This is a genomic window from Gordonia sp. (in: high G+C Gram-positive bacteria) (assembly GCF_012515855.1).
GTDB lineage: Bacteria > Actinomycetota > Actinomycetes > Mycobacteriales > Mycobacteriaceae > Gordonia.
Window position 1 is genome coordinate 1 of the sequence record NZ_JAAYXO010000095.1, and the last position, 11,133, is coordinate 11,133.

Sequence of the window (11,133 nt, forward strand, 5' to 3'; positions counted from 1 at the left end):
AGATCGGCACGCTGACCGAGACCCTCGACGCCGTCGCGCTGGCCCACAACAGCGGCTACAAGACGATGATGAGCCACCGTTCGGGCGAGACCGAGGACACCACCATCGCCGACCTCGCCGTCGCCTGCAGCTCGGGCCAGATCAAGACCGGCGCCCCCGCTCGCAGCGAGCGCGTCGCGAAGTACAACCAGCTGCTCCGCATCGAAGAGGGCCTCGGCGACGCGGCGCGCTACGCCGGTGACCTGGCGTTCCCGCGCTTCTCGTTCGGTGCGTGATTAGCTAGAAGGCATGGGATTGGGCGAGACCGAGAGCGGCGGCAGTTCACGCCGTCGTAGTTCGCGGGGACGGGGTGATCGTCGGACGAGTTCGTCGCGACGACCACGCCCCGACCAGCGGCGCACTCGGTCTCGCTCAACCGCTTCAGCGCGGCCGGAGAGCAACGCCGCGCTGGGCAACGATGCGCTGGGCAAGGACGAGTTGGGTCTGGACCTCGGCAACGACGTCCCCCGGGACGGTGCATCGTCGGCGAGCGGGCGCAGTTCCGCAGCGTCGCACGCCGGCGCGCGGCGCAGGCGGTCGTCGGACCGGCCGCAGGGCAACGCCTCGGGCGATCTGCCCGCGCCGCCGTCGCGGTTGGCGCTGTTCGCGCAGCGCCGCGGAGTCAGCGTCACGACCATCGGCATCGCGGTGGGTCTCGGCATCTTCCTGATGCTGACCCTGGCGGTGCCCGCGCGGACGTACATCGCCCAGCGCAACGAGTTCAATCAGCTGAAGGAGTCCAACGAGCGACTCCAGCAGCAGACCGAAGAGTACAAGAGTCGCCTTGCTCAGCAGAGCGACCCCGCGTACATCGAGCAGGAGGCGCGCAAGCGTCTCCAGCTGGTCATGAAGGGCGAGAAGCCGATCGTGATCATCAATCCGACGCGGGATCAGCAGCAGGCCGAACAAGCCGAGGAGCGCCAGCGCAAGGCGACTCCCTGGTACGAGAATCTGATGGATGCGGTGTCGACACCGCCGGAGACCCGAGGGTAAGTGAGCATCACCGAAGCCGACCTGCAGGCGGTCGCGAAGCAGTTGGGACGTGAGCCGCGGGGCGTGCTCGAGATCAGCTACCGGACCCCCGACGGTCAACCGGCCGTGGTCAAGACCGCGCCGCGACTGCCCGACGGCACCCCGTTCCCCACGCTGTACTACCTGACCGACCAGCGGCTCACCGGCGCGTGCAGCCGCCTGGAGTCCGGTGGCGTGATGCGCGACATGCAGGCCCGCCTGGCCGAGGACGAGGAACTCGCCGCAGGCTACCGCGCCGCGTACGAGAGCTACCTCGCCGAGCGCGACGCGATCGAATCGCTCGGCACCGACTTCGCCGGAGGCGGCATGCCCGACCGCGTGAAGTGCCTCCACGTGCTGGTGGCGCACTCGCTGGCCAAGGGCCCGGGCGTCAACCCGTTCGGCGACGAGGCGGTCGCGCTGCTGGCCGACGTCGAGAAGCTGCGCGGCATCGCGGTGCCCGCGGACTGGCCGTTGGTCGCGCCGGTCGACGGCGCCGGAGACGCGCAGTGACCAGAGTCGCCGCCGTCGACTGCGGGACCAACTCCATCCGCCTGCTGATCGCCGACGTCGACGACGCCGGCACGCTGGTCGACGTGGAGCGCGACATGAAGGTCGTGCGCCTGGGACAGGGCGTCGATGCGACCGGCGAGTTCGCTCCCGAGGCCATCGAGCGCGTGCGTGTGGAGCTGGCCGGGTACGTTGACCGGATGGTGGCCGCGGGCGTCGAACGTGTCCGGATGGTCGCGACCTCCGCCACCCGCGATGCGCGCAACCGCGACGCCTTCTTCGACATGACGGCCGAGCTGCTCGGCCGCGTGCAGCCCGGGTGCGTCGCCGAGGTGATCACCGGCGACGAGGAAGCCCGGTTGTCGTTCCGGGGCGCCGTCGGCGGCCTGGATCCCGCCGACGGACCGTTCGTGGTGACCGACCTCGGCGGCGGAAGCACCGAGGTGGTGGTCGGATCGGTGTCGCGCGGCGAAGCGGTGGTCGCGGGGGCGTACTCCGCCGACATCGGCTGCGTGCGGCTCACCGAACGCGCCCTCCCGTCCGATCCGCCGATGCTGGAAGAGCGGGTTCGCGCCGAAGCCATTGCCGCGGAGGAGTTGGCGAAGGCGTTCGATGCGGTCGACGTGTCGCTCGCGCGCACTTGGGTCGGCGTCGCAGGCACCCTCACCACCTTCGCCGCCGTGCACGCCGGACTCACCGAGTACGACCCCGAGGTGATCCACCATTCGCGGATCTCGTTGGCCGACCTGCATGTGCTGTGCGGGAAGATCGCCGCGATGACCGTCGATGAGCGCATGACCCTCGGACCCATGCACCCCGGACGCGCCGACGTGATCGGCGGCGGTGCCCTGGTGACGCGGGAACTCGCTCGTCAGTTCGCCGACCGTGCGGGCATCACCGAGATGGTGGTCTCGGAGCACGACATCCTGGACGGGATCGCCCTCGGACTGGTGCCGTAGCAGGGCAGGTCGGTAGCAGGGGCCGTCAGAGGTTCGGGGTGCCGACCTTCTGGGCGGCGCGGTCTTTGGCGATCTGTCCCGCGACCACGCTGCCACCGCTGGTGAGCAGTGCCCGCTTCCACGGCAGCGTGCCTTCGATCTCGCGCCGCCGAGGGTGTGCGGCGGGCCGGTGCCGCCCGGTGCCGCCGCAGTGACTAGCGGCCGAAGTTGTTGCAGGCCTCGCACACGCTCTCGGGGATGATCCCGGCGCGCTGGAGCAGGCCGAAGCCGATGCAGCCGAGGCACAGACCGAACGCGAACTCCAGGAACGCCGCGACGATCAACAGACCGACGACGATCTGAGCGGCCAGGCCGAGGCCGGCCAGGGAGAGCGCGAACGCGGTTCCCGAGAACACGAGGCCGATGGTCTGCGCGAAGCGCTTCGGCGGACCGGGGACGATCTTCGACTTCTGCCAGATCTTCGGCACGATGACGTGCACGGCGAGTCGGCCGAACGGCGAGTACCGCGGTCCGCCCGCAACGCGCAGCACGAAGCCGAGCGCGAGGATGCCGTACAGCCACGGCTGGTTCACCGCGATCGACGCGATCGCCAGGGCGATCACCAGTCCGGCGGTGGAGCGCGCCGCGTAGTCGTTCACCGGGTTCGGGAAGTCGAACACCCCGCGATGCCACGACGGCGCCTCGACGACGGCGATCGTCGAATCGACCTGGGTGAAGACGTCAGAGTTGGTCACGGGTGCTCCTTCTAGCGATGACGATTCACGATATGTCCAGGTAGTCGCCGTGCCCAGGGTTAACGTCACGCTGATTGGAATGGAATGAGGGGGCCGGAGCGGCGATCGTCGCCGAGAACAGCCGGGTCAGGAGGGCCCGACGGAAGATTTCCCTCGGTCCGTCGTGTCCGGACTGATCCTGGCCGTCTGCCGTGAGTCCCGGAACCCGATCGGGCCCGGGCGCGTCCAACTGACATGAAGGATTCGGGGATCTACACGCGGGCTCAGCTGCTGACGGCGGGATACGACGACCGGTCGATCCGGCGGGCGGTGCGGAACGGTTCGCTCACTCGGCTGCGGGCCGGCTGGTTCGCCTCACCCAACGCCGACGACACCGCCGCCGCAGCGGTTCGTGACGGTGGCGTGCTGACTTGCGTCGACGCATTGCGTTTTCACGACCTGTGGATCCCTCCGGGCTGTCGCGATGGCTTGCACCTGCGGCGCAGCCGGAACAAGCGCGGTAAGCATCCGGCGTGCCGACCGTTGCGCGGATGCTTCCGCACGGCGACCAATGCGGTCGACACCGTCCCGGTTGCGCTCAGCTGCGCCGCACGCTGCCTGACGACAGAACAGTGGATCGCGATCTGCGACTCCTACATGCAGTCGACGGGTAAGTGCCAGACAGATCTCGCCGAAGAGCTCGACGGCGCCGGGCCGACAGTGGTGCGACTGCTCGCCAAGACCGAGCGGCGTTCGCAATCGGGGACGGAGAGCATTGCTCGGGTCCGGTTGCGGGCACTGGGATACGACGTCGTGGTGCAGCCAGAGGTTGACGGGGTGGGGCGAGCAGACCTGCGGATCGGGGTGCTGCTGATCGAATGCGACAGCGTGCTCTACCACGCCAGCAAAGAGGACTACGAGCGCGACCATCGACGGGATCGGCGTGCGGTGGTCGACGGTTGGTTGACGCTTCGCCTCACTTACGACGACATCCTGTACGACTGGGACGGCGTCCTCGCCGACATCCGAGCGATCACCGGGGCCGACCGCCACCGGGCGCGTTCGGCGCGCAAGGCGGAGCTGGTGCAAAGATCAGTCCGACAGTCAGCGCTCAAGGGAAGATCTCCCTCGGCGATCGATGCCGACACTGATCTTGACGCTCCCTGCTGAGCGGCGGCCGAGGCCGGCTACGGCTTCGGCCGAGCGGCTACGCCGACACGAAGTCGGCGAGGATCTCCAGCACTTGGTCGCCGTAGTTCTCCAACTTGGCCTGGCCGATCCCGGAGACGGCGAGGAGCTCATCGCGGTTGGCCGGTTTCACCTGGGCGATCTCCTCGAGGGTGCGGTTGCTGAGGACCGTGTAGGCCGGAGCGCCCGCTTCCTTCGCGACCGCCGCGCGCCAGCGGCGCAGGACCTCGAACAGGCCGCGGTCGCCGTCGGAGAGGTCGGGGGCGGCCGTCGCGGCGCGCGTCGCCTTCCTGCTGCGCGCCGGGGCCTTCGCATCTTCGCGGAACATCACCGTCTGCTCGCCGCGGAGAACGGGGGCCGCCTTGTCGGTGAGGCGGAGAACGCCGTAGTCGCCGTGCGGCTCGATGGTTCCGAGCGCCACCAGCTGTCGCACCACGCTGCGCCAGCCTGCGCCGTCGAGCTCGGTGCCGATGCCGTAGGTGGTCAGCCGGGCATGGCCCTGCTGCTGGATCCGCGCGTTGTCGGAGCCGAGGAGGATGTCGACCAGATGTCCGGCACCGTACGCGGAGCGGTTGAAGTCGCGGTCGAGCCGGAAGATGGTCGACAGCAGCTTCTGCGCGGGGACGGTTCCGTCCCAGGTGGCGGGCGGCGACAGGCAGGTGTCGCAGTTGCCGCAGGGCTCGATCTGCTGGTCGAAGTAGCCGAGCAGCTGCTGCCGTCGGCACGACGGCGTCTCGCACAGCGCGAGCATCGCGTCGAGCAACTGCGACTGCACCCGCCGATGCGCGGCGTCGCCGTCGGACTGGTCGATCAGCCGTCGCTGGTTCATCACGTCGGCCAACCCGTAGGCCATCCACGCGACCGACGGCAGCCCGTCGCGGCCCGCTCGACCGGTCTCCTGGTAGTAGCCCTCGATGCTCTTCGGCAGATCGACGTGCGCCACGAACCGGACGTCGGGTTTGTCGATGCCCATGCCGAAGGCGATGGTCGCGACCACCACGATGCCGTCTTCGCGCAAGAAGCGGTGCAGCGTCTCTTCGCGGACGCGGCGGTCGAGCCCGGCGTGGTACGGCACCGCGTTGATCCCGTTCGCCGACAGGAACGCGGCGATCTTCTCCACGCTCTTGCGGCTCATCGCGTAGACGATGCCGGTGGCGGGCTCACCGTCGATCACGCCCTCGGTCCGGATGAAGTCCAGCAACTGCTGGTTGGCCTTGGCCTTGGGCTCGATGCGGTAGGTGATGTTGGGACGGTCGAAGCTGGAGACGAAATGGCGGGCGTTCTCCAGGTGCAGGCGCGAGGTGAGCTCCTCGTGCGTGCGGCGGGTGGCCGTCGCGGTGAGGGCGATGCGCGGGACGTCGGGCCAGATCTCCGCGAGCTCACCGAGCGCCAGGTAGTCGGGCCGGAAGTCGTGGCCCCACTGGGAGACGCAGTGCGCCTCGTCGATCGCGATCAACGACAGCTTCCCGCGCGCGAGGAACTCGCGGGTCCCGCGCTGGCTCAGTCGTTCGGGCGCGATGTAGATGAGGTCGAGTTCGCCTGCCAGATAGGCGCGTTCGACCTCCGCGCGATCCTCGGGGAACTGCGTGGAGTTGAGATACGCGGCGCGGACCCCGAGTTGTTGCAGCGCGCCGACCTGATCGGCCATCAGTGCGATCAACGGCGAGACGACGACGGCGCATCCCTCGCGCACCAGCGCGGGCACCTGGTAGCAGAGGCTCTTGCCGCCGCCGGTCGGCATCAGGACGACGGCATCGCCGCCGGCCACCACGTGCGTCACGATCTGGTCTTGGTCGCCGCGGAAGTCGGAGTAGCCGAAGACGTTCTGAAGGACTTGGTACTGGTCGGGCACGTCGGCGATCAGTCGTCCCGGTCCGTGTCGTCGGAGCCGTCGTCGCTGTCGTCGCCGTCGTAACCGTTGAGCGAGTCGAGCTCCTCGGGCGGGGTCTTGGCACGCGGGGCCGGCGCAGCATCGCGACCGGCGGCCTTCGCGGCATCGCGCATCTCGAAGCCGTCGGTGATGAGCTCGCCGATCTCGCGGGCCACGTCGGCGACGGCGGAGGTGATGATCGACGCGATGTTCCCGACCCGGTGCGAGGTGTTCTCCACGGCTTCTTGGAGCAGGTCCTTGTTGCGCTCTACCCGTCCGACCATTTGTCGTCCTCCCTTTCGCGTACTGCCGACTGCTTGAGTACCCATCGTAGGCGTGCCTCGGGAGCGGACGTGTCGCGGCGGCGGCCGGGCGCTACGGCGTCACGCGCTCCACATGCGCGACGATCTCGTCGGCGACGTCGTCGCGGATCTCGGGTTCGTTGTGGACCTCGTGACGGAAGCCGGTGTAGACGCGTGTGCGCACGTCGGCGTGGCCGGAAGCTACCAACTTGTTGGCGACGTGATAGGCACCCTCGCCGTAGTTGGTGACCGGATCCTGGTCGCCGGCCAGGATCAGGACCGGGAGCTCGGCGCGGATCTGGGCGTACCAGTCGTCGCTGTTGGCAGTGTCGTACAGCTCGATGAACCCCTGCAGGAATCGGACGCTCATCGGCGCGCCGAAGTTGTTGAGGGGGTCCACGGCGTGGTCGCGCACCACGTCGCGGTCGCGGGCCACCCAGTCCGTCGGGCCGGCGTCGGGACCGTAGCGCGAGACGAAGCCGTCGAACATGGTCGCGACGTAGTCGGCGGTCGCCGGGGCGGTGCGGTCGGGTTCGGCGGCCAGCGCGGCGCGGTCGACACCGGACTCGAGTCCGGACATCTGGGCGGCGATGCCGCAGAGGATCAGCGCGGCGAGGTCGGCGCCTGCGCGAGCAGCCAGCGGCCGCGCGATCATCGAACCCCACGAGTGGCCGAAGACCACGTACGGCAGGTCGGGGTACTCGGCGCGGGCCGTGGCCATCAGGGTCAGCTCGTCCTCGACGGCCGTCGCGGCGCCGTCGTCGCCGGAGTCGGCCCAGATCCCGGACTCCATGGCGGTCTTGCCGTGTCCTGCATGGTCGTCGGCGACCACCACGAAGCCGGCGTCGAGCAGTCGGGTGATCAGCGGGAAGTACCTGCGCGAATGCTCGCCGAGACCGTGGATCAGCTGCACCACCGCCCGTGCGGGCCGGGTGGGGCGGTAGATCCAGCCGTAGACGGTGTCGCGTCCGTTGTGCGAGGGGAAGGTGATCTCGGAGAGGGCCATGAGGGCGAGGGTAGCGGCTTCTCGAGCGGCCGCTGACCGGAACGTCCCCCTCAGTTCCAGTCGAGGGAAGATCGCCCTCGGGGAGCGCTGAGGGGGACGTTCCGGTCAGTACTCGTCGCTATGCCGCGTCGACCGCAGCCGGTGTCCGCTCGATGTTCACGATCACGTCGTTGTCGTCGCGGGTCATCGCGTTCGGCAACGACAGCTTGGCGATCTTGATCCACGTGGAACCAAGCTGCTTGCGGAGCGGGCCGGTGTTGTAGGGCAGGCCGTACTTCTGGCAGATCGCCTCGACCTCGGGCGCCATCTCCGGGTATCGGTTGGCGGGCACGTCGGGGAACAGGTGGTGCTCGATCTGGTGCGAGAGGTTGCCGCTCATGATGTGGAACAGGTCGCTGCCCTCGATGTTCGCCGAACCGAGCATCTGACGCAGGTACCACTGACCCTTGGTCTCGTTCTGGCACTCCTCTGCGGTGAACGTCTGGGTGCCGCTGGGGAAGTGACCGCAGAAGATGATCGAGTAGGTCCACACGTTGCGGATCAGGTTGGCGCCGGCGTTGCCGATCAGGGTGGAGACGAAGAACGGGCCGGTCAGCGCGGGCCAGATCAGGTAGTCCTTGGCGACCTGCTTGCTGGCCTTGCGCCACATGCCTTTCACCAGGGTCTTGACGTCGCTCCACTTGCGCTTGCCCTGGATGATGTTCTCGGTCTCGAGGTCGTGCAGCATGACGCCCCACTCGAACAGCAGCATCAGGGCGGTCGCATACCCGAGGTTGCCCAGGTAGTAGGGGTTCCACTTCTGGTCGCGCGCCATGCGGAGGATGCCGTAACCCACGTCGCGGTCCTCGCCCACGATGTTGGTGAACGTGTGGTGCATGTAGTTGTGGCTGTGCTTCCACTGCTCGCCCGGGCAGACGGTGTCCCAGTCGAACTCGCGGGAGTTGTACGTGTCCTCGCGCATCCAGTCGAACTGGCCGTGCATCACGTTGTGGCCGATCTCCATGTTGTCGAGGATCTTGGCGACGCCGAGCGAGGCGACGCCCGCCAGCCACACCGGCGGGAGGAACGGGGCGTACATCATGGCGCGGCCGGCGAACTCGAGCTTCCGCTGCGCGCGGATCACGCGGTACAGGTACTCGCGGTCCTGCTCGCCGAGAGTGGCGACGACGCGGGCGCGGAGGTCGTCGAGGTCGCGTCCGAGAGCCTCGACCTGATCGTACGAGAGGTTGATCTCGGTGGGGACGTCCGGCTCGGTCGCGGGACGGAAGCGTTCGGTGATGTTGATGGCCATTGCTCTTAAACCTCGATTTCCACGTCGCCGACGGGGGCGCTGACACAGATCTGGATGTGCTGATCGGGCTCGGAATCGAGCTCACCGGTCAGGATGTTGCGGGTGCATCCGCTCTTGCGGACCTTGGTGCACGAGAAGCAGATGCCCATGCGGCATCCGTACTCCGGGGTGAGGCCTGCGGCCTCGGCTTGTTCGAGCAGGGTGCGACCGTCGTTGGCGGTCGCGACGTCGGACTCGGTGTAGGTGACCTCGCCGGTGATCGGCTGGTTCGGGTCGAGCACCGGCGTGGTGTCGACCGTGAACGCCTCGGAGAACAAGCGGTCGGCGATGCCGCGCTGGTCGGCGTACTCGCGGACTGCGGTCATCAACGACGCCGGGCCGCACATGTACACCTGTGCACCATCGACTTCGGCGACGTCCGCCAGGTGGGCGGCGTCGAAGTGCTCCGGATTGTCGGTGCGCGTGAAATGAAACCGCACGTCAACGTGCTCGAGGGTGCGGTCGAGTGCGTCGAGTTCGGCGCGGTACGGCACGTCGTCCGGGGTGCGGGCGTAGTGCACGAACGTCACGGGTGCATGACGTCCTTCGGCTACCAATGTTCTCAACATTGAGAGGACAGGTGTAATCCCGCTGCCGCCGCTGACGAGCACGATCCGCTCGGGTCGATCGGACGGGAGGCGGAACTCGCCCGATGCGGCGCCGATGCCCAGGACCATTCCGGGGCGGGCGTTCTCGCGCAGGTAGCGCGAGACGAATCCGCCGGAGTGGGCGGTCACGGTCAACTCGATCTCTCCGGTGTTGCCCGCGGCGCCGACCGGCGAGAAGAATCGGCGGTGGCGGACTCCGTCAACAACGACGCTGACCTCGATGTATTGCCCGGCCTCGTGACCCTTCCACTGGCGGGTGGGGCGGAGTGCGAGGGTGACCGAGCGGTCGGTCTGGTGCCGGACGTCGGTGATCTTGGCGCGCGTGTCGCGCCAGGTGATCATCGGGTCGATGAGCTCGAGATAGCGGTCGACGGGGTAGGGGGTGGCGGTGGCTTCGACGATCGTCTCGACGAGGCGGGCGAGCTTGTGGGCCATCGTTCTACTCCTCTGGAAGCGTTCGGAATTTCAGTGAACGTCTGTACACAAATAAGCATGACACATCGGTACGGAGGGGTGTCAAGAAGTGGTTCGTGTGTTCGCGGTCACGTGGCTTTCTTCACCGGCCGACGGAGCGTTCGGCCCGGGTGCCTAGACTGGGAGGCGTGACTTCAGTACCCGACTCACCAGGCACGACGCCCCGCAAGGCGCGTGCCAAGCGGTCGCATGCGGAGTCCGGAGGCAGCCGCGCGGCCAAGAAGGAACAGACCAGGCAGGCCCTCCTGGACGCCACGATCGAGCTGGTGGACGACCGTTCTTTCGGCAGCATCAGCCTGCGCGAGGTGGCGCGCGGCGCGGGAATTGTGCCGACGGCCTTCTATCGCCACTTCGCGTCGATGGAGGATCTCGGCGTCACGCTGGTGGAGGACGCGATGCGGGTGCTCCGTCGAGCCCTGCGAGAAGCGCGCCGCGACATGTCGGCGCACGGCATGCCGACGGCGCGTGACTCGTTGTCGACGCTGCTCAAGAAGGTGCACTCGGACGAATCGCAGTTCCGCTTCCTGGTCCGCGAACGGCACGGCGGGGTCGCCGAGGTTCGGCGCGCCATCGCGACCGAGCTGCTGCTGTTCTCGCGTGAGCTCGCCATCGATCTCGCCCGGATCCCGGCGCTCACGCAATGGGGCGCCGACGACCTCGAAGTCGCCGCCGACCTCATCGTCTCGATCATGATGACGACGGTGGCCGAACTGCTCGACGGCGACGGTCGCGAGGCCACCGAACGTGCACTGGTGGAACGCGCGGAGAAGCAGTTGGTCATGGTGTTCCTGGGGATGACCCAGTGGAAGCCGTCGCAGTAGTCGGTCGCGAGCGCTTCAGTGTGTCGATCAACCGGCTGCTTGTGGCGCGAGTTCGTCCGAGTCGGACAAAAGGGTGTCGGACCGATGGTGGATGATTGTCTGTATGGCACAGCAGGGATCCCGCGTCGGTACGCAGTTCGGACCGTATCGACTCGATGCGTTGCTCGGTCAGGGTGGCATGGGCGAGGTGTACCGGGCCCACGACACCGTGCGCGATCGCGAAGTGGCGCTGAAGCTGCTGCACGAGCGTTTCGCGGGTGACGCGACCTACGAGGAGCGATTTCGTCGCGAGGCGCAGACCG

General features: G+C 68.0%; 11 protein-coding genes and 2 pseudogenes. 7 read left to right on the forward strand and 6 right to left on the reverse strand.

Features of this window, described 5'->3' with window-relative positions:
- From eno to GX543_RS07235, 4 genes and pseudogenes are all read left to right on the forward strand, one after another.
- Positions 1-275, forward strand: a pseudogene (gene eno / locus GX543_RS07220) (phosphopyruvate hydratase); the annotation flags it as partial.
- 202 nt (positions 276-477) lie between these two features.
- Positions 478-1,032, forward strand: coding sequence for a septum formation initiator family protein (locus GX543_RS07225; protein WP_290850927.1), 555 nt, complete (start codon positions 478-480; stop codon positions 1,030-1,032).
- Positions 1,033-1,563: a DUF501 domain-containing protein gene (locus tag GX543_RS07230; RefSeq protein WP_290850929.1), complete on the forward strand. Its 531-nt coding sequence runs from the start codon at positions 1,033-1,035 to the stop codon at positions 1,561-1,563.
- A complete protein-coding gene (locus tag GX543_RS07235; protein ID WP_290850931.1) occupies positions 1,560-2,519 on the forward strand; it encodes a Ppx/GppA phosphatase family protein in 960 nt (319 codons plus the stop codon). The genes GX543_RS07230 and GX543_RS07235 overlap by 4 nt, the downstream gene beginning before the upstream one ends.
- Before the next feature lie 194 nt (positions 2,520-2,713).
- Here GX543_RS07235 and GX543_RS07240 read toward each other — a convergent pair whose 3' ends face one another.
- Positions 2,714-3,214: a DUF4395 domain-containing protein gene (locus GX543_RS07240; RefSeq protein ID WP_290850943.1), complete on the reverse strand. Its 501-nt coding sequence runs from the start codon at positions 3,212-3,214 to the stop codon at positions 2,714-2,716.
- A 273-nt stretch (positions 3,215-3,487) separates the two neighbouring features.
- Between GX543_RS07240 and GX543_RS07245 the strand changes: the two genes are divergently transcribed.
- Positions 3,488-4,402: a type IV toxin-antitoxin system AbiEi family antitoxin domain-containing protein gene (locus GX543_RS07245; RefSeq protein WP_290850933.1), complete on the forward strand. Its 915-nt coding sequence runs from the start codon at positions 3,488-3,490 to the stop codon at positions 4,400-4,402.
- Positions 4,403-4,439: 37 nt separating this feature from the next.
- Here GX543_RS07245 and recQ read toward each other — a convergent pair whose 3' ends face one another.
- The 5 genes from recQ to GX543_RS07270 all read right to left on the reverse strand — a co-directional run bounded on the left by recQ (position 4,440) and on the right by GX543_RS07270 (position 9,971).
- On the reverse strand, positions 4,440-6,272 hold the full coding sequence (gene recQ, locus GX543_RS07250; protein WP_290850935.1) for a DNA helicase RecQ: 1,833 nt from the start codon (positions 6,270-6,272) through the stop codon (positions 4,440-4,442).
- 8 nt (positions 6,273-6,280) lie between these two features.
- Positions 6,281-6,574, reverse strand: coding sequence for a hypothetical protein (locus GX543_RS07255; protein WP_290850936.1), 294 nt, complete (start codon positions 6,572-6,574; stop codon positions 6,281-6,283).
- A 91-nt stretch (positions 6,575-6,665) separates the two neighbouring features.
- Positions 6,666-7,598: an alpha/beta hydrolase gene (locus tag GX543_RS07260; RefSeq protein WP_290850938.1), complete on the reverse strand. Its 933-nt coding sequence runs from the start codon at positions 7,596-7,598 to the stop codon at positions 6,666-6,668.
- 118 nt (positions 7,599-7,716) lie between these two features.
- Positions 7,717-8,889: an acyl-CoA desaturase gene (locus GX543_RS07265; protein ID WP_290850939.1), complete on the reverse strand. Its 1,173-nt coding sequence runs from the start codon at positions 8,887-8,889 to the stop codon at positions 7,717-7,719.
- A 5-nt stretch (positions 8,890-8,894) separates the two neighbouring features.
- Positions 8,895-9,971 (reverse strand): ferredoxin reductase, encoded by a 1,077-nt coding sequence (locus GX543_RS07270; RefSeq protein WP_290850940.1) that lies wholly within the window; start codon positions 9,969-9,971, stop codon positions 8,895-8,897.
- A 167-nt stretch (positions 9,972-10,138) separates the two neighbouring features.
- Between GX543_RS07270 and GX543_RS07275 the strand changes: the two genes are divergently transcribed.
- Complete coding sequence (locus tag GX543_RS07275) at positions 10,139-10,831, forward strand: TetR family transcriptional regulator (RefSeq protein ID WP_290850942.1); 693 nt, start codon at positions 10,139-10,141, stop codon at positions 10,829-10,831.
- 103 nt (positions 10,832-10,934) lie between these two features.
- Positions 10,935-11,133: pseudogene (locus GX543_RS07280) on the forward strand (serine/threonine protein kinase); the annotation flags it as partial.

What these genes read in the sequence shown, in the direction of transcription:
- GX543_RS07255 (WP_290850936.1), bottom strand. Translation starts at nt 6,574, where the DNA reads ATGGTCGGACGGGTAGAGCGCAACAAGGACCTGCTCCAAGAAGCCGTG.
- GX543_RS07265 (WP_290850939.1), bottom strand. Translation starts at nt 8,889, where the DNA reads ATGGCCATCAACATCACCGAACGCTTCCGTCCCGCGACCGAGCCGGAC.
- GX543_RS07270 (WP_290850940.1), bottom strand. Translation starts at nt 9,971, where the DNA reads ATGGCCCACAAGCTCGCCCGCCTCGTCGAGACGATCGTCGAAGCCACC.
- GX543_RS07260 (WP_290850938.1), bottom strand. Translation starts at nt 7,598, where the DNA reads ATGGCCCTCTCCGAGATCACCTTCCCCTCGCACAACGGACGCGACACC.
- GX543_RS07245 (WP_290850933.1), top strand. Translation starts at nt 3,488, where the DNA reads ATGAAGGATTCGGGGATCTACACGCGGGCTCAGCTGCTGACGGCGGGA.